The following is a 24,536-nucleotide window of genomic DNA, read 5'->3' as shown; positions in this document are numbered from 1 at the left end:
GCGACCGATCGGACCGCCTCCCAGCCGCCGGAAACGGCACCGGTCACACCAGCCGAACATTAACGGAGTGTAACGAGTCACTTTCTCTGCGTGACGGAACGAGTGTCCCCTGAGCCACCTCAGCCCCACACCTCCCAATCAGCCAGGGTGCTCTTACCTTTCGGATACCCCACGCTCGCCGCCTCCGCATGGACGCCGGCCCCGGAAAATCTCGAAGTCGTGAATCTCCGGAAGTCCGCCGGGCAGGCCCGCCCTTCGCCACCGCGAAAACCCCGGGTTACGGCCGTAGGCCGACCGGCCGAAACCCTGTGGGGGCTGCGCATCCGATTGCCTCGGCGTACTCTCGGCACGGGTGAGGAGACTTGGCTGACTTCGTGGTGGTTCCTGACTTCTGCGGAAGTCAGGCGTTGAACGCCTGGCTGGCCGGGCACGACGCCGGGGTGCTTCTGCAGGGGCCGGACCCCGACAGCCCTCAACCGGTCATGGACGGCGTCGTGGTGGCCCAGAAGCCCCCACCGGGCAGCCGGATCGAGCGCTGGGGCGCGGTGACCGTGTGGACGCGCCACGATCCCGGTGAGGGCGGGGTCCGTGAACCGCGGCGCCCGTCCGCGCCCCTGGGCACGTCGGCGGCCGAACCTCCCGGGGAGGATCAGGCGGCCACCCGGGCTCCGTGAACGGTCGGCGCGATCACCACCGAGGCGATCGACGACTCCGCGGCCCACGCCAGCGACCTGCGGTCGCGGGCCTGGACCGGCGGCAGCAACGTCACCTCGACGGTCAGCCCGCGCAGCCCGGCGACCCGCAGGACCGAGGCGGTGAGCGAGTCGTCGCCCAGGTAGGCGGCCTCCACGGCCGGGGTCCCGCCGGGTCCCAGATACCTCATCGCGACCGGCCTGACCGGCGCCCCCGCGTCCAGTGCCGCCTGGAACACCGCGCGCCTGAACACCCCCATCTCCCTGCCGCACCACCTGGTCCCCTCGGGGAAGGCCGCGACCGGGTCCCCCTCCCCCAGTGCCCTGGCCACCCCGGCGACCGCCTCGGGCAGCCTGGACGGCCTCTCCCCGTCCATGAGCACCGCCCCCGCGCCGACGGCCATCTCCCCGACCAGTGGCCAGCCACGGACCTCCCGTCTGGCGAGCACACGGCACGGCACGACGGCCATCATGACGAGCGGGTCGAGCCACGACACGTGGTTGGACACGATCAGCGGCGCGACCCCGGAGACGGGCAGGGCGCGCGGCCCTGCCGCGGAACCCGCGAGGAAGGCGAAGCCCGGCCTGGCCGCGACCCGGACACCGAGGGCCCACAGCGCGAGCCTGGACCACACGCTCGCCAGCCGGGCGCGACCCGCCGTACCGAGGAGCCTGACCGGCAGGGCGAGCAGCGCGCCCGTGAGGACGACCAGCGAGACCGCGACCAGGCGCAGCGCCCGCAGCGTCGGGCCGACCTTCGGGCCCTGGGGCGTCAGGCAGGTGCCCGACCGGCACGGCGCTTCGGGGGACCACACGATCATGCCGGGGCTCCCAGGAAGTGCCGCCGGTAACGCGGGTTCAGGTTCGCCATCGACAGCAGCACGAAGAAGTCCGCCGTGCCGAGGTCGGGGTTGTGCGCGGGCGGCCCGCAGACCCAGGCACCCAGCCTCGCGTAGCCCCTGAGCGAGGCGGGGACCGTCGCCGCCCCCGTGCCCCGCCTCCTGGTGCCGCGCCAGGGCAGGCGCGGGGTGACGCGGTACTCGGGAGGGCACAGCGGGAGCCGCCGCATGACCTCGGCGACCCCGGTGACCCCGGAGACCGGGACCGAGCAGCACCCCGCGACCCACCGGTGGCCCCCGGCTACCACGTAACGCGCGATGGCCGCCCACATCAGCCCGATCACGGCGCCGCAGCGGTGGTCGGGCCGCACGCAGGCCCTGGCGGCCTCGACCATGTCCGGCCTGACCCCGGCCAGCGGGCGCAGGTCGAAGGTCGAGTCCGCGTACAGCCGGTCGGCCCTGCGCGGGGACAGCAGCCGGTGGGTCCCCACGACCTCGCCGCCCTCGCCGTGCCGTACGAGGAGGTGGTCGCCGTAGGCGTCGAGGGGGTCGACGTCGAGACCGGTTATGGGGGTGTCCAGCCGAGCGCCCATCTCCTCGGCGAACACCTGGTGACGCAGGCGTTGCGCCTCCCGCATGTCGGCGGCGGTCTCGGCCAGTCCGACGGTGTATCCGACGGCGTAACGGGTGGCCCGCTGCCGGGCGGGGGTGGTCGTCATGACCATATGAAGGCAGGGCCAGATGACGTGTGACGGGAGGTCGCCGAGAACGTCAGGCGTCCGGATGATGAACCGCATTCACGATCGTTTTGGGGGCCAAGTAGCGTAGATACCGATGAACCAGCGCACGCTTCTGATCACGTTGTCCGGACCGGACCGCCCAGGGGTAACCTCGCGGCTCTTCTCCGTCCTGTCCGGCTTTCCCATAGTCGTCGCCGACGTCGAACAGGTCGTCATCCGCGGCAGGCTCACCCTCGGCGTCCTCGTCGCCTACTCGGGCGACACCCCCACCGGGACCGGCGGAACGCTCGGTGCCCTGTGGACCGCCGTCGAGCGGACCGCCGGGGACCTGGGCCTTGAGGTCGAGCTGTCCACCGGCTCGGACCTGCAGGAGAAGCGCAGGCGCGGACGGTTGCACGTGACCGTTCTCGGCTCACCCCTGCAGCCGGCCGCGATGGCGGGCATCTCAGGCCGGATCGCGGCCGCGGGCGCCAACATCGACCGGATCGAGCGGCTGTCGAACTACCCGGTGACCTGCTTCGAGCTGGCCGTCTCCGGGGCCGACCCCGACACCCTCCGCGCCGAACTGGCCGTCGAGGCCGCCGCCCAGCAGGTCGACGTGGCCGTACAGCGCAGCGGCCTGCACCGCAGGGCCAAGCGGCTGATCGTGATGGACGTCGACTCCACGCTCATCCAGGCCGAGGTGATCGAGCTGCTGGCCGCGCACGCGGGCTGCCTTGAGGAGGTCGCCAGGGTCACCGAGGAGGCGATGCGCGGGGAGCTCGACTTCGCCGAGTCGCTGCGCCGCCGGGTCGCCCTGCTGGCCGGTCTTCGCGAGGAGACCTTCGAGAAGGTCCGCAAGGAGCTCGTGCTGACCCCCGGCGCCCGCACGCTGGTGCGTACGCTCAAGCGGCTCGACTACCGCTTCGCGATCGTCAGCGGCGGCTTCACCCAGCTCACCGACGCCCTCGTCGAGGACCTCGGCATCGACTACTCGGCGGCCAACACCCTTGAGGTCGTGGACGGCGTGCTGACCGGCCGGGTCGTCGGCGAGATCGTCGACCGTCCCGGCAAGGCGCGGGCGCTCGAACGCTTCGCGCGTGAGGCGGGCATCCCGATCAGTCAGACCGTGGCCATCGGCGACGGCGCCAACGACCTGGACATGATCGCGGCCGCCGGACTCGGCATCGCGTTCAACGCCAAGCCGGTGGTCCGCCAGGCCGCCGACACCGCGGTCAACGTGCCCTACCTCGACGCGATCCTCTACCTGCTGGGCATCCCCCGCGCCGAGGTCGAGGCCGCCGACGCCGAGGACGGCGTCGTGACCGCCTGAGCCGGCCGTTCAGGCGCGCGGGGCGGTGAACGAGGCCAGCCCGAGCGCCTCGGCGCCGAGCCCCCTCAGGGCGGGCCGCGCGGCGACGGCGTGCATGACGCCTCGCCGCACACCGGTCATCCGGTCCGCCGCCCCCTCGTCCACCTCGCCGAGACGGCGCTCGGTCAGCCGGTCGACCTGGGCGCCCAGCTCGTCGAGCACCCGGTCGAGATCGTCCGCCCTGGTCAGCGGCCGACCCGTCCTGACCGCCTCCGCGACGTCCTCAAGCCGGTCGGCGACCATGTCCAGGAGGGTGACCGTCGGCCCCGACTCCTCGACCGGCGCCGGTACTGCCAGCAGTGCCAGCGCGTTGTCCCGCAGCCGCCTGGCGGCCGTCACGGCGTCCCTGAGCCGTTGCGGGGCGCTTCCGCCCGGCTCCTTGTCCAGCCGGTCGAGGGAGTCGCCGAGCAGCCGGGCAGCCTCCGAGGCGTCGGAGATCCGCTCCAGAACCGCCTTCGGGTCCCGGTCGACCAGCGAACGCACCAGCGCCGCGTGCCGTTCGAGGGTGTCCACGATCCTGCCGGTCAGGCTGGCCCGGTGCCCCCTCGGCCACAGCAGCCGCGCGACGACCAGCGCCAGCGCCCCGCCCGCGACCGTGAGCGTCACCCTGGCCGCCGCCGCGCCCCAGTCCAGCGGCAGCGTGAAGTCCGACAGCATCAGCGACAGGGGTGTGGCGAACATCGTCCAGTAGCCGTAGCTGACCCCCCTGAACGCGAACCCCAGCAGGGCGCACACCCCGATGAACACGATCAGGTACGTGTGGCCCGGCGCGACCGCGAGCACGACGGCCGCCCCGGCCGCCCCGACCGCGGTGCCGACCACCCGCAGCGTCACCCGGTCGACCGTGTCCCGGTAGGCGGGACGGAGGCTGACCAGCACGGTCACCACGAACCACTTGGCGTAGTGCTCGTGGGCCAGCAGCATCAACGCCATCGCCAGGGTCACCGCCAGGCCGAGCCGTACGGGGTGGTGGCCGGTCGACAGGACGGGCAGGCGGGGCCGGGTGAACCTGGGCAGGCGTGGCCCGACCTCGACCGCCTCCTCCGCCTGCTGGGAGATCGACCGCACCGCCGTACCGACGCGGTCAAGGCAGCGGCGGATCTGCCCGAGCAGCACGGCCGCGGGCAGCGGTGTCCTCCTGGCGTGGGCGGCTCTGCGGACCTCCTCGTTCAGGTCGGCGAAGCGCCCGACCGCGTCCATGGCCTCCGGGGCCGCGGCCTGACCACCGAGGGTGACCGCCTCCCGCAGCGCGTGGGCCAGCGCCTCGGTCGTCTCGTCCAGCTCCTCGGCCCACCGGCCGTCCGGATCCTCCTGCACGGCGGCCGCCCGCAGCACCCGCAGCGCGATGGTCTCGCGGAAGATCCGGTCCAGGGTCGTCAGCAGCCGTTCGAGGGCCCGGTCGTCCTCCTGCGACACCCGATAGAGGGAGAAGGCCCTGGCCGCGGCGTCGTGGGTCGTGACGGCCCGCCGCCGCAGCGACTCCCAGCTCTCGTCGGACAGGGGGGCGCGTCCCGCCGCGACCAGAAGGTCGGCCAGCGCCGTGCCGGCCTCCTCGAAGGCCGTGCGGAGCGGTTGGAGGCGGCGCACCGGCCACAGCACCAGGACCAGCGCCGTGATCAGCAGACCACCCGCCGCGGTGATCGCCATACGGGCAGGCAGACCGGCCCCGGAGGGCGCGAAGTAGGTCAGGGCCACCGCCAGCACGGCCGGGACGCTGATCACCGGCCAGACCGCCCCCGCCGCGGCGACCAGGCCGATCACGACGGCCGCGAGCCACGGCCACGGCTGGATCAGCTGCCCGAGTCCCACCCCGAGCGTGGCCATGAACGCGGTCCGCAACAGCTTGCGCGCCCTCTCCCCGTACGGCAGGCCGGGGGCGTCGCCGAAGACGGTGAGATAACCGCCCAGGGCAGCCGTCGCGCCCTCGCGGACGTGGCCGGTGAGAACCCCGGCGACCAGCGGCAGGCAGATGGCCACGGCGCACAGCAGGCCGTACCCCCACGCGGGACGCGCGGCGACCGCGAAGTCACCGCGTAGCGCCCCGGCGATCCTGCGCATGCCACCCCGTGTTCCCCTACTGCTCCTTGGGGCTCCAGCGCGCGACGGCACGCCCGGCGTCGAGGCCGGACCACTCGTCGTCGGTCTCGATGACCGCGAACGCGCCGGGCGGGAAGCCCTCGTCGTCTCTTGTGGTGAGCAGCTGGACCAGCTCGTGGACACCGGGGTTGTGACCGACCAGGACCAGCGTGCGGACCTCGGGGTCACCACGCCTCAGGAGGGCGAGCAGCTCGTCGGCGTAGGCCTCGTAGATCTCGGACTCGTAGACGACGTCCGTACCCGGCAGCGCCAGCTCGGCGGTCTGCCTGGTGCGCACGGACGGCGAGCAGAGCACCAGGTCGGGCTGGACACCCAGGTCGGCGAGCACCCGCGCCACCCGGTCCGCGTCGCGGCGCCCGCGCTCGGTGAGAGGCCGCTCCCTGTCGGCCAGCCCGGGGATGTGCGCCGCCTTCGCGTGCCTGAGGACGACCAGCGTCCGTGCCCCGTTCGCCCCGTTCGTCCCGGCGCTCATCGCGACGCCCACATCGCCATGCCCGCGATCGCCGCGAAGACCACGACCATCGCCAACAGGATGAACACGAGCGTTCTGCCTCCTCCGGAGGGCTGCTGTTCCATACGGATCAGTCTTCCACCGTGAGGTCCCGCACACACCGATGGGCTCATGTACGGGAAAAGGGGTGCACGAGGACCGTGCACCCCTTCACACCGGTTCGCCCGTCAGCTGGTGACCGGCTCCCGCGTACGGTCCACGTGGTTGTCCTCGGTCGGGGAGATGCTCGCCGACCGGCGCTTGGAGACCACGACGGCGCCGACGACGATGGCCACCGCGACCAGGGCGATCCCGGTCCGCAGCGCGACGTTGTCGGCGTAGATCACCACGGCCGGGGCGATCAGCAGCGCCACCAGGTTCATCACCTTGAGCAGCGGGTTGATCGCCGGTCCCGCGGTGTCCTTGAACGGGTCTCCGACGGTGTCGCCGATGACGGTCGCCTCGTGGGCGGAGGAGCCCTTGCCTCCGTGGTGACCGTCCTCGACCAGCTTCTTCGCGTTGTCCCAGGCGCCGCCCGAGTTGGCCAGGAACACCGCCATCAGCGTGCCACAGGCGATGGCACCGGCGAGGAAGGCGCCCAGCGAGGGGTAGCCGAGGGCGAAACCGACGGCGATCGGGGTGAGTACGGCCAGCAGACCCGGCGTGGCCAGCTCCCGCAGCGAGTCACGGGTGCAGATGTCCACGACCCTGCCGTAGTCGGGCAGCTCGGTGCCCGCCATGATGCCCGGCTTGGTGCGGAACTGCTCGCGGACCTCGAAGACCACCCGTCCGGCGGCCCTGCCGACCGCCATGATCGCCAGACCGGAGAACATGAACACCACCGCCGCGCCGACGACCAGGCCGACGAGCACGTTCGGCGAGTCGACGCTCAGGTTGAACACGCTGAACGAGCCGAGCGCGTCCTTCACCGCCTGACTCGCCGAGCTGAGCTGGGTCTCGACCGCTGTCCTGAACGCGCCGAACAGGGCCGTCGCGGCGAGTACGGCGGTCGCGATCGCGATGCCCTTGGTGATGGCCTTGGTGGTGTTGCCGACCGCGTCGAGCGAGGTGAGCACCCTGGCGCCCTCTCCCTCGACGTCGCCGGACATCTCGGCGATGCCCTGGGCGTTGTCGGAGACCGGGCCGAAGGTGTCCATCGACACGATCACGCCGACCGTGGTCAGCAGGCCGGTTCCGGCGAGCGCGACGGCGAACAGGGCGACGGTGACGTTGCCGAAGCCGAGCAGGAACGCCCCGTAGACGGCGGCGCCGATGACCAGCGCCGAGTAGACCGCCGACTCAAGGCCGACGCTGATGCCGGACAGGATGACGGTCGCGGGACCGGTGCGGGCGCTCTCCCCGATGTCCTTGACCGGACGCCGGTTGGTCTCGGTGAAGTAGCCGGTGAGGATCTGGATGGCGCTGGCCAGCACCAGACCGATGAGCACCGCGCCGATGGCGATCAGACGGGGGTCGGTGGTGATCGCGGCGATCTGCGGGTCGACCCCGCTCAGCGCGGAGAAGCTGCTGGGCAGGTACAGGTAGGCCGCGACGGCGACCAGGACGGCGGAGATGGCCGCGGAGATGAAGAAGCCCCGGTTGATCGCCGCCATCCCGTTGCGGTCGCCCTTGCGGGGGGCGGTGGTGAAGATGCCGATGATGGCGGTGAGCACACCGATCATGGGCACGACCAGCGGGAAGACCAGGCCCTCCGTGCCGAAGGCCACCTTGCCGAGGATGAGGCTGGCCACCAGCATGACCGCGTACGACTCGAACAGGTCGGCCGCCATGCCCGCGCAGTCACCGACGTTGTCGCCCACGTTGTCGGCGATGGTCGCGGCGTTGCGCGGGTCGTCCTCGGGGATGCCCTGCTCGACCTTGCCGACCAGGTCGGCGCCGACGTCGGCCGCCTTGGTGAAGATGCCGCCGCCGACCCTCATGAACATGGCCAGCAGCGCGGCGCCGAAGCCGAAGCCCTCAAGGACCGCCGGGGCCTCGCCGCCGTAGACGATCACGACGATGGCGGCGCCGAGCAGGCCGAGGCCGACGGTGATCATGCCGGCCACGCCGCCGGTGCGGAAGGCGATCCGCATGGCGACCTTCTCGCCGGACTCACGGGCGGCCGCGGCGACCCGGACGTTCCCCCGGACCGCGAGCCACATGCCGACGAAGCCGGTCAGCGCGGAGAAGACCGCGCCGACCACGAAGAAAACGGAACGGCCGACGGCCACTCCGGTCGAGTCCGCGGGAAGCAGGTAGAGCAGGAAGGGAATGAGGACCACGAACAACGCCAGGGTCCTGAACTGCCGCGTCAAATACGCGGAAGCCCCTTCCTGTACGGCGCGCGCGATGTTCCGCATGCGCTCGGTGCCTTGGCTGGCAGCGAGCACCTCCCGGACCAGCACGGCCGCCACGGCGAGTGCTATCAGGGCCACGACGGCCACAGCGATCACGATGTTGAAGTGAGAACCGCTCAGGGAAACCGCTGGCTCTGCAGCAGCGGCGAGATCGAGCACAGGCATCCGACTCTCCTTGGCAAGACGGGAACACGTCCTGCCCGGACTGCGCCGCGATAGATGATCGGCAGTGGGAGCGGCGCGCATCCGGGGTGGTTGGCAATGCCGCTTCCGGTTGCGTCCGCAGACCTCCCACGGAACTCAGCCCTCCTACGAGCCGTTTCCGAAGGACAAACCTTGGCCGGTGCCGGGAGTCTACGCAGCGAGGACGCCGATATGAAGCCTCCGCGCGTGGCCATTTGATGACAGGGTCAGTAATCCTTCCCGACTCCCATGGTTAACAGGAGACTCAAATCGGGGCAGGAGGTTCTTCGCCAGCCTTCACGCCTGTTTCGGTCTGCACGTATCAAAGTTATGTTTGCCCCACTTCGACCCCCCCAAACAGACAGCCGGACGCGCCCTGGAGGACGCGCCCGGCTGCCGGGGTGTTCACGCTGTCAGATCACGCTGTGGAGCCGCTCGCCGGTCCCGTGTCCGGATCATGTCCGGACCGGGAGCGGGTCGTGGGGGGTGCGGACGGTCAGACCGCGGACAGGCCGTTGGCCGTGGCGGGCCAGCTCATGCGGATGCACATGCCCTTCTGGCTCGGATAGACCTGGACGTCGTCGGCCAGCCCCACGATGACCGCGATGCCGAAACCGGACATCAGGGTGTCGGGAAGTTGCACGAGCGGGTCCTCGAAACCTAACGAGACCTGCTCCTGCTCCAGCTCGTCGCTCGGGGCCGCATCCGTGACGGTGACCTCGAACCGCCCGAGATCATCACGTAGCTCGATGCGGATCGGCTCTCCCGGACAATGGAGACGATGTGCCTCGACAGCCCGGGAACACGCCTCACCGACTGCGAGCCGTACCTCGTCCAGCAGCGACTCCTCCACCCCGGTGCGCCTGGCGATCGCCGTGGCGACCAGGCGTGCCGTGCGCACATGGGCCGGAAGGGCGCTGAACGTCAGCTCGACGGTAGCCATGATTACTTGTCTGAGCCGTGAGCTTCCTTGGCCTCCTCAACCGAGGCGTAGATCCCGAAGACCTTGGTCAGTCCGGTGATCCGGAAGATCTTCAGGATGCGCTCCTGGGTGCAGACCAACTCCAGTGAGCCGTCGTGCGCCCGAACGCGCTTGAGCCCGCCGACCAGGACACCAAGGCCCGTCGAGTCGAGGAAGTCGACCTTCTCCATGTTCACGAGAAGGTGGAAGTTTCCCTTGTTGACCAGGTCGATCAGGAGCTCACGCAATCTGGGCGCGGTGTAGACATCGATCTCACCCTCGACCTCAACGATGGTGAGACGGTCCTCGGAATGGTGGTCCAACTTCAGATCCACAGATCCTCCAGCGCCTTGCCTGCGAAAGTACCGATTCAGGCGTGACTCCCGGGACCGGGTGGCCCCCAGACGACAAGCCCCGACGCGCGGCATTCAACCATGCGTACGCTCAGTGTCTATACGAAATCACGATTCCCGGCGACTCTGCCCACAGATGCCAGACTGGAAACCAGTGACTCCGACCTCATCCTCCTCCCTCGGAGCGGGTTCCGCGCTCGACGCCCTGCTCCGTGTTCCCGCACGTCACGATCGCGTGACCCACGTCGAACACGTTCCCGCACGTCAGAGCGGCCAGGTCGGCTGGCCGGACTGGGTCGAGGAACGACTGGTTACGCGCTGGGCGAACCGTGGGATACCGGGCCTGTGGCCGCATCAGGTCGAGGCCGCCGAGCTGGTACGTCGCGGCCAAAACGTGATCATCGCCACCGGCACCGCGTCGGGCAAGTCCCTGGCCTATCTCGTCCCCGCCCTGTCCTCCGTACTGGACGGGGGCACGGTCCTGTATCTGACGCCGACGAAGGCACTGGCCGCCGACCAGCTTCGCGCGTTGAACGAGCTGGACCTCCCCGAGCTGCGCGCGGCCACCTACGACGGCGACACCCCCTACGAGGAACGGCTGTGGGTCCGCAAGCACGCCAACTACGTCCTGACCAACCCCGACATGCTCCACCGCTCGCTGCTGCCCCGCCACGCCCAGTGGGCGGCCTTCTGGCGGCGGCTGAGGATGGTCGTGATCGACGAGTGCCACGGCTACCGGGGTGTGTTCGGCTCGCACGTCGCGCAGATCCTGCGGCGCCTGCGCCGGGTCTGCGCGCGCCACGGCGCCCGGCCCGTGTTCCTGCTCTCCTCCGCGACCGCCAGTGAGCCCGGAGCCTTCGCCGAGCGCCTGACGGGCCTCCAGACGGCCGAGGTGACCGTGGACGCCTCTCCCCGGGGCGCGACCGCCTTCGCCCTCTGGGAGCCGCCCCTGACCGACCTGCGGGGCGAGAGGGGCGCCCCGCTGCGGCGCCCGGCCACGTTGGAGAGCGCCGACCTCCTGGCGGACCTGGTCGCCGCCGAGGTTCGCACACTCGCCTTCGTCCGCTCGCGCAGGGCCGCGGAGTCGGTCGCCCTGACCGCCAGGGCCAGGCTCCAGGATCTCGTGTTCGGCACCGGGGCACCGGCGGACCTGCCCGACAGGGTGGCCGCCTACCGGGCCGGATATCTCGCCGACGACCGTCGCTCGCTGGAGAAGGCGTTCCGTTCGGGAACGCTCGCCGGGCTCGCGACGACCAACGCGCTGGAACTCGGCGTCGACGTGTCCGGACTGGACGCCGTGCTCATCGCGGGCTGGCCCGGGACGAGGGCCTCGCTGTGGCAGCAGGCCGGCCGGGCGGGCCGCGCCGGGCGGGACGCGCTGGCCGTGCTGATCGCCAGGGACGACCCGCTGGACACCTATCTCGTCCACCACCCCGAGGCCCTCTTCGGCCGCCCGGTCGAGGCGATCGTGCTCGACCCCGGCAACCCCTACGTGCTCGGGCCCCACCTGTGCGCCGCCGCCGCCGAGATCCCGCTGGCCCAGGACGACCTGGAGATCTTCGGGGAGGGCACGAAGGAGGTGCTGGCCGACCTCGTCGCGGACGGCCTGCTCAGGGAGCGGCCGACGGGCTGGTTCTGGACCAGAAGGGAACGGGCGACCGACCTCGCCGACATCAGGGGGTCGGGCGGGCCCCCCGTACAGGTCGTCGAGGCGTCGACGGGGCGGCTGCTCGGCACCGTCGACGAGGCCTCCGCGCACACCTCCGTGCACACCGGCGCGGTCTACGTCCACCAGGGGGAGACATTCCTGGTGGAGGAGCTGGACCTCGACGCCGGGGTCGCCCTCGTGGAGGAGGGCAGCCCCGACTACACGACCTTCGCCAGGGACGTCACCGACATCTCCGTCCTGGAGTCGCTCCGCTCCCACCCGCTCGGCCCGGGGGAACTCCACTTCGGCTCGGTCGAGGTGACCCGCCAGGTCGTCTCCTACGTCAAACGCCGCACCCAGAGCGGCGAACTGCTCGGCGACGAACCCCTTGAGCTTCCCGCGCGCACCCTGCGCACCCGGGCCGTCTGGTGGACCCTGCCCGCCTCCGCGACCGCCTCCCTGGCCCAGAAGGGCCTGGACCTGGGTGGGGCGGCGCACGCGGCCGAACACGCCTCCATCGGCCTGCTGCCGCTCTTCGCGACCTGTGACCGCTGGGACATCGGCGGCGTCTCGACCGAACTGCACCCCGACACCGGCCTGCTCACCGTCTTCGTCTACGACGGCCACGAGGGGGGCGCGGGCTTCGCCGAGCGTGGCTACGCCCGTGCCGTCGACTGGCTCACGGCCACTCGGGAGGCCATCCTGGCGTGCGAGTGCGAGCGGGGCTGCCCGTCGTGCATCCAGTCTCCCAAGTGCGGCAACGGCAACGACCCTCTCGACAAGGCGGGAGCCCTGCGCATGCTCGCCGTTCTGCTCTCGGTCGGCTCCTGATTCCGTTTCCCGGCCGTCGACCGAGGGCCTGCCGGAAGGCCTGTTTCGTATATCCCTCCACTGTCGCTCCACATGAAATCGCGTACGAGATCTCGGCATGGGGATCGGTAACGGGGTCTGGTACGGGGGCCTGATGCCAGGAATCGACATGAGGGCTCGATCACGTGAGAGAACGGCTCATGGAGTGCGGGCGTTTTCTTCGGGCAATGGAACTGCGGAGAGCCGACTTCGCGTACTCCGGGGAACACGTTTCATCTCCATGGTGGCCGATCATCCAACCGGCGCTTCCCTACTGCTTCGCGAACCTCCACTACCGGCGCTCTCGTCATCGGCGCCCTCTTGTCTTCTCCGATGCTTTCCGTCCATCGTTCTGGGCGTCGTTCTGGCCCTCGTTTCGGCCCGGCAGACGGTTCCAGGGTGTACATGGTGATCGACGAGGAGCACCCGCTGAGGTGAGGATGAGACCCGAGCCCCGCAAAGCCTCATGAATCTCCGCAAAACCTCATGAAGCTCCGCGAAGCCTGACGAAGTCCCGCTAAGCCCCGCGAGATGGAGACCTCCCACGAGTCCCGGTGGAGGGCAGGGGAAGTTCGGGAAGGCCGAGGCGAGAAGGTCAATGCGTTCCTGACAAAACCCCCTTCATAAAATCAAATTTCCGACATAACCGTTTTTATGTGAATTACTTCTCGGGGAAGCTTCACCTCTCCCGTTCCCGCGCCGCGTGAGGCTCTCCGCCCGCTGGAAAAAGCCGCCACGGGCCGTACGGCCGACGGCCCATGCGTGCCGGGTCGAGAACGGCCAGGAGGCCGACGCCCGAGGCAGGTCACCCGTCGATACCTCATGGGACCACCGCCAGAGCGTGTCGGGACGCTCCCTGGAACAAGAACGCCCCCTAGAACAACTGTGACCGGTCGTCCTCATGCGACCTGCTCTCCTCGGCACCGGTCGCGTCGGGCAAACCTGCCGCCGTGTTCAGTTGGGCGAAGGTGTAGTCGACGCCTCCCGGGATGTCTCGCAGCAGACTTCCCAGCAACAGGGCGGCTCCCACCGCGTCCCACAGCGCCCGGTGCGGCACACTGCCGGTCAGCCCGTTCACCTCCTCGGTGAGCCCATAGTGATCCAACAGCGCCGTCAGCCCCAGCCGCCGGTTGTGGGGGTGAACAAACCGGGCGAGCTTGAGCGTGTCGATCAATCCGGCCAGGCGGATGCCGGGGCAGCACAACTCCAACAGCCGCGCGTCGACACGTACGTTGTGGCCGACGACGACGGCACCGCCCAAACGGGTCACCAGCTCCGGGCGGATGTGCTCCAGCGGTGGGGCGAGCCCGAGCAGGTCGTTGGTCAGTCCGGGCGAGATCCACCGGTGGGGCGGGATGTAGCGGCCGGGGTTCACCACGGAGTGGTAGGCGCCCGAAAGGTCAGGGCACCCGTCGTCCAGCGGGACGACGGCCACTTCCAGGACCGCTTCCCGCTCCCTGTCCTGGCCACCGGTCCCCTCCAGATCGAAGGCCACCAGACGGGGCACAGCGGTCCACGGCTGATCATGCATGGTGTTCTCTCCCCGGTTCGGGTCAGTCGTCGTGGCGAACCGTGGTGTGGGGAGCGCCCTGTCGGCAGCTCTTCACTCCGGCCGCGATATGAGGTTGGTGTTCAGCGACAGCTCCCGAGAGGAGACAGGCGATCCGCGCAGTCGTTTCGCCTTCTGCCGAGTGAATCGGAGAGGAGGGGCCGGAGGGGAGGTTCCGCTGTTTTTTGGTGTAACCGATGCCCTGCCCGTCTGGCCAGGGCATCCGGCGTCACACATCAGGATCAAACCGCCATGGCATTCGCAATCATTCGACACCACATGGGTCTTCTCCTTACTGACCGGCTGTTCGGCGCGGTCACCCTGGGTCGCCCCAGGTTCGCTTCACGGATCTTCGCGCCCATCGTGGTCGGCCAGACGCCGACCGCCATGCCGGTTCACCCACGGTGACGTTCCGCCGGTTCCGCGCCTGCCGTGAACGCCGGGAAGGCCCTTACCGCCCGCAGCACCGTTACGGACTCCTTCCCTCGCGACACGAACGACCGGCCGGTCCTCACCACGGCGAAGATCCAAGGAACAGACCCTAGCGTGAAGAGCGGGCACGTCTTGGCAGGTCACCGGGAAATTCACGTCGCCAGCCGACGGTGACCACCCCCCTGGGATCTCCGCCACCGGCACGTAGCCGACGACCGCGGCACCTGGCCGGCGCGTGCAGCCACCTGGTCGGTCAGGACCCGGAATCCACCGCCGGAACGGGCGCAGCCGATCTTCGCGAAGGGGAGGGTCTTTCCGGGGGTGGGCCTCTCACCGCTTCGTCGGCCTCTCCTGTGGGGACGGTGAGCTGGACGGGTCCGGCACGGGCGACGGCTGTGACCGTTTGGGGGCCCAACGTGGGAAGGCGGAGCCGTACTGTCACCTGGACGTCGGCGACCCCGTGACCGTTGACAGAGCACCGGGTGAGCCGCACCCCGTTGCCCTCGGCCAGTGAGGCCGCCTGGGCGCACGCGCGTCGTGGATCGGCGAAGGCCAGGCGTGCGGCGGCGAGGGCGCTCAGATCCGCGGCGCTCATGGCGCGGTGCCGGGCGACCCTGACCGTTCCGGCGAGCATGATCACGGCCATCGCCATGAGGACCAACGTCATGAACCCGGCCATCCAGATCGTCGCCCCTCCCCGGTCAGCTCCCCGCCGTCTTCCCGCTGTTCTGCTTGTTGTGCCTATCGAGCCGCCTGTCGGGCCCGCTGCTGTTTCAGCGTTTCTTGTCGCTTTTCTCGTCTGTCGCCCGTCTGGCCCACGTCGTCTCATGCCTGTCCCCCGTCCTTCCTTCGTGCTTCCTCCGTGGCCTGGTCGCCGTCTTCCACGATTTCTTCACCGTGTGGCCGTCTCGTCCGTGTGACCCGCCCCGGCTTCGCCTCGCGGGGCTCGGCCCCCCTCACTCCGGCGTTCCACCTGGCTGTTCCACACCCGGCTCGGTGATGGAGACGGCGGTCGCGTGAACGGTGACGCCGGGCAGCGACGCGCCCCAGCCAGGAACGACGTTCACGGACACCTCCACCCGGGTGGTCTCCGCTCCTCGGGTCACCGTCACCCGCGCCCCCGCCGGAGCCGCGGCCAGGACGACGCTTCGCACCCGCTCCAGGGGCTCGCCTCGCGACGCGGCCCTGGCACCCGCCCGAGCCGCGTCCACGCACTCAAGCCGCGCCCCCACCGTCGTCACCGCCCACAGCGCGACCGCCAGGACAATGACCAGGGCGGGAAGCGCGACCGCGGTCTCCGCGGTCACCGACCCCCTCGATCGGCGGAGGGGCGCAGCGGATCTCACGGGGGTCATCCGGCCACGTTGAGCGCTCGCTTGATCAGATTGCTGATCATCTGCCGGACCTCGGGGCTGGTCACCACCTTGAAAAGGAGCATCGCGAAGGCGCAGGCGGCGATCGTGCCGACGGCGTACTCAGCGGTGGACATGCCTCTGTCGCGGCCGGTGAGCATGGTCAGCCGGGCCCAACGGTCGTGAAGCCACCGCCTCAGCCTGGGGCGGCCACAGCCGGTGGATGATGGGGACACCATCGGGGACATCGTTTCCTCCTGGGAGGGTCGTCGGGGTTGTCGCCGGGCGGGCACCCAGCGCCGGTCAAGGTCAGCTTTCTCGATGAGGACCGGGCTCCGAGGCCGCGAACAGCGTTCTGTGGATAACTCGGGGACGCGAGCGCGCCCTGTGGAAAACATCGGGGGATTCAGGGAAACAGCACGTCACCGGCGAGGCCCGCCACGACGGGAACGATGCCCAGGCAGACGAAGGCGGGCAGGAAGCAGAGCCCCAGCGGGGCGACGACCTGAACACCGACCCTCCTGGCAGCGGCCGAGGCGGCGGAACGGGCCTCCTCGCGGGCGTCGTCGGCCAGCCTGGTGAGAACGTCGGCCACGGGCGCGCCGCTGAGCGTGGCGCGGCTCATCGTCCGCGCCAGCGCGGCCAGCGGTCCCTCGGCCGACAGCGCCCGCCAGGCCTCCTCAGGAGCGGCTCCCAGCCTCAGTTGCCCGCCCACCCACGCCAGCCGGTCACCGAGCGGCCCACCGAGCGCTCCGGCCGTCATGTCGACGGCACCGGCGATCGGCTGTCCGGCGCGCAGGCAGGCGACCATGAGGTCGACCGCGAGGGGCAGGTCGGTCATCACGTGGTCGCGCTCCTGACGGAGCCAGGACGGCTGCCGCCTTCGTGCGGCCTCCAGCGCGATCGCGAAACCGGTCACGCCGGCGACGAACCCGGTGGCGCCCCCGAGCGCGAGGAACGCCGTCAGGCCGACGATCGCGCAGAGCACCACCTCTTTACGCTCCGGCCGTCGCCGTCTCCCTGAGGCGGAAGCCGAGGACCACCCTCCTGAGGCGGGGGCCAAGGACGGTGTCCAGACCCGCTCCGTGACAGGTGAGCCCCGTACGGCGGGCCGTGAAGAGAAAGGCGGCGGAGAGGACGGACTCGAAGGAGCTCGCAGGGCCCGGTGGACCCGATCCGCGGGACCCTCGGGCGACGTCCACAGCCATCCGGCGGTCCCGGCGAGGACGACGGCCAGCACAAGGATCACTCCGGCCGCCGTGGTGGTCCGGCGAAGGCGGAAGAGGCAGGGAACAAAGGACACCTCCAAAACGCGGCAGGGATCAGGAACGCCGGACACAGGCGACGAACCGGCACCGAGGCCGACGCCCTGCGACAGCCTCGGGATCAGAAACGCTGGGCACGGGCGACGAGGCGGTTCGTCCACCACAGGCCGCAACCGTCGAGGGCCAGACCGGCCAGGAGGCACCCCGCACCGGCGGGACCTCCGAACAGGAAGCCCAGAGGATCCATGCCGAGCCCGGTCGCCATCAGCAACCCGAGCGCGGGCAGGAAGGCCAGCAGGCGGGCGGTGGCCCGGGCACCGGCGAGTTGGGCGGCGAGATCCTGACGGTGGGACCGTGCCTCCCCGAGCGAGGCGGCCACACGGTCGACCAGGACGGACAGGGCCGCCCCGGTCGTCGTGCTCACCCGCCAGCAGGCCGCCAGGTCGTGGAATGCCTCTCCGCCCTGTTCGGGAGCGACGGCCAGCAGAGCGGAGGGAACGTCGCCGCCGTCTCTCGCGACCGCGGCCAGAGGACGCGCCACCGCGGGATCGGGAAGATCGGTGGCCGACACGGCGCGGGCCAGCGCCTCTCCGGCGGTCCGCCCCGCCGTCAGTTCGGCGGCGAGGCCACGGCACAGTTCGATCGACGCGATCCGCCAGGCCCTCGCGCGTCTCGACGGCAGAGAGTCCAGGAGAAGACCGAGCGGCGAACCCGGTCGGCGCGAACGCCCGGCCGGACGACGCCGATCGCTCCCCGCCCGGAGCAGGCGGGCGGTCGCCTGATCTGCGCCGGTCCACAGCCACCCCGACAGAGCGGCCAGCAGCACGGCCGCCACCGTCATGGCGGCGCCCCATGCGCACGGGCTCTTCCACCGATCCGTACGGCGGATGGAGGACCGGCTCGGCCGCCCACGGCCTCGGGAGGCTCTTCGCGCGACCGGCGGCCCGCCTCCGGCGGCCGGGTCTCTCCCCGCGTCAGAGCCAGGACGGGCGAGTGGGGCACACCGGGAGCACGGGCCGTGAGAACGGGCAGCCCCGGCCCCGTGGTCGTCCGGCCGTCGGAAGAGAAGGTGAGGGCGGGCTCGACCTCGACCAGCCCGGAGGGACGCCGGACCATCACGCATATCTCGGCCACCCGGCGGCGCCCGTCGGTGTGGTCTCGGACGAGGTGGACGACGACGTCCAGCGCGGCGGCGAGCTGACTGTGGACGGCCTCCCTGCTGAGGCCGGCGGCACAGGCCAGGGCTTCGAGGCGGGGCGGGACGTCGGCCGCCGTGTTGGCGTGCAGTGTGCCGCATCCGCCTTCGTGGCCGGTGTTGAGGGCGCTGAGGAGGTCGACCACCTCGGCACCGCGGACCTCGCCGACGACCAGACGGTCGGGACGCATGCGCAGGGCCTGACGCACGAGATCGCGCAGGCACACGCCACCGGCCCCTTCGAGGTTGGCGGGGCGGCTCTCCAGCCGCACGACGTGCGGGTGGAGGGGACGCAGCTCGGCCGAGTCCTCGACCAGCATCAGCCGGTCTCCCGGATCGGCCAGGGACAGCAACGCCGACAGCAGCGTGGTCTTTCCCGTGCCCGTCCCACCCGTGACGAGGAAGGCGAGTCTCGATCGGACCACGGCGCTGAGCACGGGCACGGCTTCGGCCCTGACGGTGCCCGCCCTGACCAGGTCGGGCAGGGTGAACGTACGGCGTGGCGGAAGCCGTAGGGACAGGCAGGTGCCTCCCGCGGCGACGGGCGGCAGGACCGCGTGCAGCCGCACGCCCCCGGCGAGACGGGCGTCGGCGTAGGGGCAGGCGTCGTCGAGACGCCTGCCCGCGGCCGCCGCCAGCCGCTGGGCGAGCCGCCGGAGCGTCTCCTCGTCGGGGAAGACGACGGATGTACGGCGCAGGCCCCTGCCGTCGTCGACCCACACCTCCTCCGGGCCGTTCACCAGCACGTCGGTCACGTCGGGCTCGGCCAGCAACGGTTCGAGGGGCCCGGCGCCGATCAGGTCGGCGCACAGGGCACGGGTCACCGCCAGGATCTCCGCGTCGCCGAGCACCGCGCGCTCGGCCCTGAGGGCGGCCGCGACGTGGGCGGCGCTCGGCTCGGTCCCGGCGCGGGCCAGGCGTATCCGGACAGCCTCGACCACCTCGGGTGAGACCGTGACCTCCCGGATCATCGTTCGGCCTCGGGCAGCGAGTTCAGGAACGACGCGCAGAAACGCCCCAGTGGGGTCCGCCCGCCGAGCGGGGGCGGATCGCCCCGGTTGAGGGCGGCGGTGAGCCTGGGCTGGTCGGCAAGGCCTCCGGCGGACGGCAGGCGGAGGGAGGAGGTGACGACGTCGTCGTCCAGGACGCCGCTCCGCACGACGGCCCGTATCTCGGTGGTGTGCTCGCGCAACCGGGCCAGCGCCTGCGCCGCGGCCAGCACACCGCGCACGTCGGCGGTGACGACCAGCAGGGTCGCCGCCGCCCTGGCGAGCGCCTGTGCGGCGGCGTGGTCGCAGTGGCGCGGCAGATCGACCACGACCAGGTCGAAACCGCGCATTCCCGCCTCAAGGACCGAGCGCATCGCCTCCGCGGGGATGGTTTCGACCTCTCCCCTGCCGAAGGAGAGCAGGGTGAGCTCCGCGAACGTGGGAAGGGCGGCCTGGAGCGCTGCGGCGTTGATCCTGCCCTCGCGGGCGACCAGGTCCGGCCAGCGGGCGCCCTTCGCCTCCTCCTGACCGAGGAGCAGGTCGAGTCCGCCACCGAGTGGGTCGGCGTCGACGAGCAGGGTGCGCAGGCGCCGCCGGGAGGCGGTCAGCGCCAGGGAGGCCGCCAGGACGCTGGCCCCGGCTCCGCCGCGCCCGCCCGCCACGCAGACCACGGGCCCCGCCCTGGAAACCGGCTCGACGGCGTCGGCGAACTCCTCGACCAGCCGCCGCTCGGCCGAGGGCAGTTCCAGGACCGTCTGGGCACCGACGGCGACGCACCTGCGCCACGCGTCGGGATCGCCGGGAGCGCGGGTGACCAGCAGAACGCGGTCTCTGGGCGGTGGCCTGGTCGCCGCCAGCGTGTCGGCCATGTCACCGCCGACCACGACGAGCGGGGCCCGGTTCCAGTACGGCCTGGCGTGCGTGGGCGCGTGGGCGACGTCGAGCTCGGCGCCCGCCGCGGCGGCGACCCGGAGAAGGTCGTCGAGCAGATCGTGGTCCTCGGTGATGACCAACGGACGGTCCAATGGTGCCTCCCTGGGATGCGGGAAGCCCACTTTCCGCCAAACGCCCTCCCCTCGACGGCACCGAACGCCGTTCTGTGGAAAACCCGAGAGGGACGGTCCCGCCTGTGGACAACCGGCCGACAGGACGCGACCAGACGGTGAGATACGGCAGGGAACAAGGACGGGACAGGAGCAGGCGGTGAGACACAGCCGGAAGGCAGGACACGACCAGACCGGAAGGCGGGGCGCGGTCAAGTCGCGAGACGAGAAGAACCCAGGGACCCGGCCCTCGTCGATCCGGTCGGAGCCTCACGAAGGAACGTCCCGGCCGTCCTCCGCGTACCGCCGTACGCGGGGTGGGAGAAAAAGTGGCGACCCCCGCCGGGGGGGGAGAGCGGGGGCCGCCAACCGGTCCGGCTCTGGGGGGGTAGAGCCGGTCCCGTTTCAGAAGAAAGCCTCAACGGTTGACCAGGGCATGGCAAGGACATTGCATGCCCAAGCGTGCGTGGTCTCTCCACTTTGTGGAGATACCACCTCATGCTGCCCGATCAAGTTGAGTTTCGTCGAGGAGCAATCTGCAGTTTCCGCTAGTTTTTTTCAATGTAACGATCTCGCATAGGCATAGCGGCCAATCGGGCGCGTCCCTAATAGGCCCGTTTTCGATCACACAGCGTGACCGGCAGCCAGAGGTCACGAAGATCGCCCGGCACACCAGGCGCCCTACATGGGCGATTTGTCCATAAATGTCCCATGTTCGGTAAAGGACCCACCCCAAGGGGTTCCCAACAGCCCGAATCCGTCATACAAAGGGTGCACGGACCACTTGTCCGAGTTGTCCGAGCACGAACCGCCGGGTACCCACGTGCCGCCGAGCCGCGGGAGGCACGTCGAGTACGGGTCTCGACCCGTTCCGACGATAGACAGGTGCACGCTTGGTAACCCGGTGGCGTCGTGTTAGCGACGGCGCCCCATGACCAGGGGCGCCGTCTGCTGTGTCCGAAAGGCGCGTCGGCGAAAGGCCGCAAGGACACCTCAACCGCGCTGCATGGCCTCACAGATCGCCGTGGTCTCACGCACCCCGAGGACGACCGCGTCCGCGCAGTGCCGTACCCACGTCGCCATCCCGTCCGGCGTCCCGCTCAGGTAGGCCCGCAGGCCCCGCGGGTAGGCGGCTCCGAGTTCGAGGTGACCGACCTCCACGACCGCCAGCGACTTGGGGTCGAGGCCGTACTCGACCAGCGTCAGACGCTCCGCCGCTCTGGCGATCACCCCGTCGGCCGATCCGAACGGCCGCAGCACCGCCAGCTCCGCGTGGACGACGGCGGCCAGCACCAGGGCGGGTGCCGAGGTCGGGCCGGTCAGGAGGCCGACCAGACCGTCCACCCGGGCCACTGTCTCCTCGGGCCCGGGAGCGGCGCCCAGGCCGAGCGGGTCGGGCGCCGTCGTGGAGGACCGGGGGCGGCCCAGGTCGTCGCCCTGTCCCGACGCGGCGAGGGTGTGCAGCCTCGCCAGCACCTGGCGGGGTGCCGTACGCCAGGTCGCGCCGAGTCGTCCCAGCTCGGCCGAGACGCGTAGCGCGCCCTGGACGACCGGGTCGGCGGTCTCGGGGACGGCTTCCAGCGGGACGTCGACGCCGTCGAGGGCGGCGGACGCGCGGGCGCCGCGCAGCGCCGACCTGGCGGAGACCTCGGGACTCTTGCGCCGCAGCACACGGTGGCCGTAGAGCCGGTCGACGGCCTTGCGCGCCTCGGCGACGGCCTCGGGCACTCCCGGCATCTCCGCGATGACAGCCAATGGGTCGCTCACGCTCCCCGACCATAGCGGCCGGGTGCCGGGAGGCGGACACGCCCCGTCCTTACGGACAGCCCGTAAGTACGGGACCTCCGGGGGCGGGAGACGCTCAGTACGGCCCCCCGCTAAAGGCTGCCGAATAGCGTCATCTACATTCTTACGATGACAAAAGAGCAACGTTTCCGCTGCGGTTGTTATCCGGTGTTAAGGCGCCTGTGAACCGTACGGACCGCTATCACCGATTGGTACAGACCAGTCTAGACCTCTTGTGGCGGGCACCTCTGGCCTGGTGAAGTGGAACACGAACAGTAGACGAGCAGTACGTATAAGGAGTGTGCAGTGGCCCCGGAGACCCCTGGTTCCGAGTCGCGTGAGACCCAGGAGACGCTGTCAAACCTGCTGAACGAGACCCGGCGGTTCGCCCCTCCTGCCGAGCTGGCCGCGTCCGCGAACGTGACCGCAGAGGCTTACGAGGAGGCCGCGCGTGACCGTCTGGCGTTCTGGGACAAGCAGGCCGACCGGCTGACCTGGTCCAAGCGCTGGGACAACACCCTTGAGTGGAACGCGCCCTTCGCCAAGTGGTTCGTCGGCGGGGAGCTGAACGTCGCCTACAACTGTGTGGACCGGCACGTCGAGGCGGGCAACGGCGACAAGATCGCCTACCACTGGGAGGGCGAGCCCGAGGGCGACAGCCGTACGATCACCTATGCCGACCTGCAGCGGGAGGTCGCCAAGACGGCCAACGCCCTGCAGGAGCTGGGGGTCGGCAAGGGTGACCGGGTGGCCGTCTACCTGCCGATGATCCCCGAGCTGCCGATCACGATGCTCGCCTGCGCCCGCATCGGCGCCATCCACTCCGTGGTGTTCGGCGGCTTCTCCGCCACCGCCCTCAGCGGCAGGATCAAGGACGCCGACGCCAAGGTCGTGGTCACCGCCGACGGCGGCTACCGCCGTGGCGCGCCCAGCGCCCTGAAGCCGACCGTCGACGAGGCCGTCAAGGAGTGCCCCGGCATCGAGCACGTCGTGGTCGTCCGCCGGACCGGCCAGGAGGTCGAGCAGACGGACAAGGACATCTGGTGGCATGACCTCGTCGAGCGCCAGTCCGAGACCCACGAGGCGCAGCCGCACGACGCCGAGCACCCGCTCTACATCCTCTACACCAGCGGCACCACCGGCAGGCCCAAGGGCATCCTGCACACCACGGGCGGCTACCTCACCCAGACGGCCTACACCCACTACTCCGTCTTCGACCTCAAGCCGGAGACCGACGTCTACTGGTGCACCGCCGACATCGGCTGGGTGACCGGCCACTCCTACATCGTGTACGGCCCGCTCGCCAACGGCGCCACCAGCGTCATCTACGAGGGCACCCCCGACACCCCGCACCGGGGCCGGTTCTGGGAGGTCGTGCAGAAGTACGGCGTCACGATCCTCTACACCGCGCCCACCGCGATCCGCACGTTCATGAAGTGGGGCGACGACATCCCCGCCAAGTTCGACATGTCGTCCCTGCGCGTCCTGGGCAGCGTCGGTGAGCCGATCAACCCCGAGGCCTACGTCTGGTACCGCGAGCACATCGGCGGCAACCGCACCCCGGTCGTGGACACCTGGTGGCAGACCGAGACCGGCGCGATCATGATCAGCCCGCTGCCCGGTGTGACCAGCGCCAAGCCGGGTGCGGCCATGCGCCCGCTGCCGGGCATCACCGCCGACGTGGTCGACGACCAGGGCAACAGCGTCGGCAACGGCGGAGGCGGCTACCTGGCCATCCGTGACCCGTGGCCCTCCATGCTCCGTACGATCTGGGGCGACGACCAGCGCTACATCGACACCTACTGGTCCCGCTTCGAGGGCATGTACTTCGCGGGCGACGGCGCCAAGAGGGACGCCGACGGCGACATCTGGCTCCTCGGCCGGGTCGACGACGTCATGCTCGTCTCCGGTCACAACATCTCGACCACCGAGGTCGAGTCGGCCCTGGTCTCGCACCCGAAGGTCGCCGAGGCCGCGGTCGTCGGCGCGACCGACCCGGTCACCGGCCAGGCGATCGTCTCGTTCGTGATCCTGCGCGGCAGCGTGGAGGAGAGCGCGGACATCGCGGCCGAGCTGCGCAACCACGTGGCCAAGACGCTGGGCCCGATCGCCAAGCCGCGCCAGATCCTGGTCGTCCCCGAGCTGCCGAAGACCCGTTCCGGCAAGATCATGCGGCGTCTGCTGCGCGACGTCGCGGAGAACCGCAGCATCGGTGATGTCACCACGCTGGCCGACAGCACGGTGATGAACCTCATCTCCGAGAAGCTGCCCAGCGCCAAGAGCGAGGACTGAGGACCATCTCGGGCGCCGTGGGCGGTCACCCCGCCACAGGCGCGGCGCGCGGATGAAGAGCGAGACAGATGATG

20 protein-coding genes are annotated in these 24,536 nt (G+C 70.6%); 4 read left to right on the top strand and 16 right to left on the bottom strand.

Translation table 11 applies throughout. The features are described 5' to 3' along the window. Positions 1–362: 362 nt before the first annotated feature. Positions 363–674: a PASTA domain-containing protein gene (locus ABZ470_RS18645; protein ID WP_362912455.1), complete on the top strand. Its 312-nt coding sequence runs from the start codon at positions 363–365 to the stop codon at positions 672–674. On the opposite strand, the gene ABZ470_RS18640 is transcribed toward ABZ470_RS18645, so the two are convergent. Then, the gene (locus tag ABZ470_RS18640) at positions 650–1,513 is read right to left on the bottom strand and encodes a lysophospholipid acyltransferase family protein (protein WP_362912453.1); all 864 of its coding nucleotides are present in this window, start codon (positions 1,511–1,513) and stop codon (positions 650–652) included. The genes ABZ470_RS18645 and ABZ470_RS18640 overlap by 25 nt on opposite strands. Continuing rightward, entirely contained in the window at positions 1,510–2,250 is a 741-nt protein-coding gene (locus ABZ470_RS18635; protein WP_362912451.1) for a GNAT family N-acyltransferase, read from the bottom strand. Before ABZ470_RS18635 ends, ABZ470_RS18640 begins: the two co-directional genes overlap by 4 nt. A gap of 115 nt (positions 2,251–2,365) precedes the next feature. Here ABZ470_RS18635 and serB point away from each other — a divergent pair, with 115 nt between their 5' ends. After that, entirely contained in the window at positions 2,366–3,583 is a 1,218-nt protein-coding gene (serB, locus tag ABZ470_RS18630) for a phosphoserine phosphatase SerB (protein WP_352010988.1), read from the top strand. 9 nt (positions 3,584–3,592) lie between these two features. Here the strand turns inward: serB and ABZ470_RS18625 are convergent, their stop codons facing one another. The 5 genes from ABZ470_RS18625 to ABZ470_RS18605 form a co-directional block, all read right to left on the bottom strand. Further along, the gene (locus ABZ470_RS18625; protein WP_352010989.1) at positions 3,593–5,680 is read right to left on the bottom strand and encodes an FUSC family protein; all 2,088 of its coding nucleotides are present in this window, start codon (positions 5,678–5,680) and stop codon (positions 3,593–3,595) included. A 16-nt stretch (positions 5,681–5,696) separates the two neighbouring features. Beyond that, positions 5,697–6,191, bottom strand: coding sequence for a histidine phosphatase family protein (locus ABZ470_RS18620; RefSeq protein ID WP_362777959.1), 495 nt, complete (start codon positions 6,189–6,191; stop codon positions 5,697–5,699). A gap of 206 nt (positions 6,192–6,397) precedes the next feature. After that, on the bottom strand, positions 6,398–8,731 hold the full coding sequence (locus ABZ470_RS18615) for a sodium-translocating pyrophosphatase (protein WP_352010991.1): 2,334 nt from the start codon (positions 8,729–8,731) through the stop codon (positions 6,398–6,400). A 514-nt stretch (positions 8,732–9,245) separates the two neighbouring features. Continuing rightward, positions 9,246–9,692, bottom strand: coding sequence for an ATP-binding protein (locus ABZ470_RS18610; protein ID WP_352010992.1), 447 nt, complete (start codon positions 9,690–9,692; stop codon positions 9,246–9,248). 2 nt (positions 9,693–9,694) lie between these two features. After that, complete coding sequence (locus tag ABZ470_RS18605) at positions 9,695–10,045, bottom strand: STAS domain-containing protein (RefSeq protein WP_184711921.1); 351 nt, start codon at positions 10,043–10,045, stop codon at positions 9,695–9,697. Between the two features lie 154 nt (positions 10,046–10,199). On the opposite strand from ABZ470_RS18605, the gene ABZ470_RS18600 reads away from it, so the two are divergent. Beyond that, complete coding sequence (locus ABZ470_RS18600; RefSeq protein ID WP_362912448.1) at positions 10,200–12,542, top strand: DEAD/DEAH box helicase; 2,343 nt, start codon at positions 10,200–10,202, stop codon at positions 12,540–12,542. Positions 12,543–13,434: 892 nt separating this feature from the next. On the opposite strand, the gene ABZ470_RS18595 is transcribed toward ABZ470_RS18600, so the two are convergent. The 9 genes from ABZ470_RS18595 to ABZ470_RS18555 form a co-directional block, all read right to left on the bottom strand. Further along, positions 13,435–14,091 (bottom strand): 3'-5' exonuclease, encoded by a 657-nt coding sequence (locus ABZ470_RS18595; protein WP_362777949.1) that lies wholly within the window; start codon positions 14,089–14,091, stop codon positions 13,435–13,437. Between the two features lie 703 nt (positions 14,092–14,794). After that, the gene (locus tag ABZ470_RS18590) at positions 14,795–15,370 is read right to left on the bottom strand and encodes an Rv3654c family TadE-like protein (RefSeq protein ID WP_352010995.1); all 576 of its coding nucleotides are present in this window, start codon (positions 15,368–15,370) and stop codon (positions 14,795–14,797) included. Between the two features lie 127 nt (positions 15,371–15,497). Next, on the bottom strand, positions 15,498–15,848 hold the full coding sequence (locus ABZ470_RS18585; protein ID WP_352010996.1) for a TadE family type IV pilus minor pilin: 351 nt from the start codon (positions 15,846–15,848) through the stop codon (positions 15,498–15,500). Positions 15,849–15,892: 44 nt separating this feature from the next. Next, positions 15,893–16,141 carry a DUF4244 domain-containing protein gene (locus tag ABZ470_RS18580; protein ID WP_362912445.1) on the bottom strand — a complete coding sequence of 83 codons (249 nt, stop codon included), beginning with the start codon at positions 16,139–16,141 and terminating at the stop codon, positions 15,893–15,895. Between the two features lie 158 nt (positions 16,142–16,299). Next, positions 16,300–16,884, bottom strand: coding sequence for a type II secretion system F family protein (locus ABZ470_RS18575; protein ID WP_362912443.1), 585 nt, complete (start codon positions 16,882–16,884; stop codon positions 16,300–16,302). A gap of 395 nt (positions 16,885–17,279) precedes the next feature. After that, positions 17,280–17,999 carry a type II secretion system F family protein gene (locus ABZ470_RS18570; protein ID WP_362912441.1) on the bottom strand — a complete coding sequence of 240 codons (720 nt, stop codon included), beginning with the start codon at positions 17,997–17,999 and terminating at the stop codon, positions 17,280–17,282. Continuing rightward, positions 17,996–19,324: a TadA family conjugal transfer-associated ATPase gene (locus ABZ470_RS18565; protein ID WP_362912439.1), complete on the bottom strand. Its 1,329-nt coding sequence runs from the start codon at positions 19,322–19,324 to the stop codon at positions 17,996–17,998. Before ABZ470_RS18565 ends, ABZ470_RS18570 begins: the two co-directional genes overlap by 4 nt. Continuing rightward, complete coding sequence (gene ssd / locus ABZ470_RS18560; protein WP_362912437.1) at positions 19,321–20,367, bottom strand: septum site-determining protein Ssd; 1,047 nt, start codon at positions 20,365–20,367, stop codon at positions 19,321–19,323. The genes ABZ470_RS18565 and ssd overlap by 4 nt, the downstream gene beginning before the upstream one ends. Before the next feature lie 1,011 nt (positions 20,368–21,378). Continuing rightward, the gene (locus tag ABZ470_RS18555) at positions 21,379–22,152 is read right to left on the bottom strand and encodes an oxidoreductase (RefSeq protein ID WP_362912435.1); all 774 of its coding nucleotides are present in this window, start codon (positions 22,150–22,152) and stop codon (positions 21,379–21,381) included. 324 nt (positions 22,153–22,476) lie between these two features. Here ABZ470_RS18555 and acs point away from each other — a divergent pair, with 324 nt between their 5' ends. Beyond that, on the top strand, positions 22,477–24,462 hold the full coding sequence (acs, locus tag ABZ470_RS18550) for an acetate--CoA ligase (RefSeq protein ID WP_352011003.1): 1,986 nt from the start codon (positions 22,477–22,479) through the stop codon (positions 24,460–24,462). Positions 24,463–24,536: the final 74 nt, after the last annotated feature.

Source organism: Streptosporangium sp. NPDC020072 (assembly GCF_040631445.1).
Taxonomy (GTDB): Bacteria; Actinomycetota; Actinomycetes; order Streptosporangiales; family Streptosporangiaceae; genus Streptosporangium.
The sequence above is the reverse complement of the archived record's forward strand: the minus strand, read 5'-3'. Positions and strand labels throughout refer to the sequence as shown.

Excerpts from the sequence above, each read along its gene's own strand:
- ABZ470_RS18640 (WP_362912453.1), bottom strand. The coding sequence starts at position 1,513 with ATGATCGTGTGGTCCCCCGAAGCGCCGTGCCGGTCGGGCACCTGCCTG.
- ABZ470_RS18635 (WP_362912451.1), bottom strand. The coding sequence starts at position 2,250 with ATGACGACCACCCCCGCCCGGCAGCGGGCCACCCGTTACGCCGTCGGA.
- serB (WP_352010988.1), top strand. The coding sequence starts at position 2,366 with ATGAACCAGCGCACGCTTCTGATCACGTTGTCCGGACCGGACCGCCCA.
- ABZ470_RS18625 (WP_352010989.1), bottom strand. The coding sequence starts at position 5,680 with ATGCGCAGGATCGCCGGGGCGCTACGCGGTGACTTCGCGGTCGCCGCG.
- ABZ470_RS18620 (WP_362777959.1), bottom strand. The coding sequence starts at position 6,191 with ATGAGCGCCGGGACGAACGGGGCGAACGGGGCACGGACGCTGGTCGTC.
- ABZ470_RS18615 (WP_352010991.1), bottom strand. The coding sequence starts at position 8,731 with ATGCCTGTGCTCGATCTCGCCGCTGCTGCAGAGCCAGCGGTTTCCCTG.
- ABZ470_RS18610 (WP_352010992.1), bottom strand. The coding sequence starts at position 9,692 with ATGGCTACCGTCGAGCTGACGTTCAGCGCCCTTCCGGCCCATGTGCGC.
- ABZ470_RS18600 (WP_362912448.1), top strand. The coding sequence starts at position 10,200 with ATGCCAGACTGGAAACCAGTGACTCCGACCTCATCCTCCTCCCTCGGA.
- ABZ470_RS18595 (WP_362777949.1), bottom strand. The coding sequence starts at position 14,091 with ATGCATGATCAGCCGTGGACCGCTGTGCCCCGTCTGGTGGCCTTCGAT.
- ABZ470_RS18590 (WP_352010995.1), bottom strand. The coding sequence starts at position 15,370 with ATGAGACGACGTGGGCCAGACGGGCGACAGACGAGAAAAGCGACAAGA.
- ABZ470_RS18580 (WP_362912445.1), bottom strand. The coding sequence starts at position 16,141 with ATGTCCCCGATGGTGTCCCCATCATCCACCGGCTGTGGCCGCCCCAGG.
- ABZ470_RS18570 (WP_362912441.1), bottom strand. The coding sequence starts at position 17,999 with ATGACGGTGGCGGCCGTGCTGCTGGCCGCTCTGTCGGGGTGGCTGTGG.
- ABZ470_RS18565 (WP_362912439.1), bottom strand. The coding sequence starts at position 19,324 with ATGATCCGGGAGGTCACGGTCTCACCCGAGGTGGTCGAGGCTGTCCGG.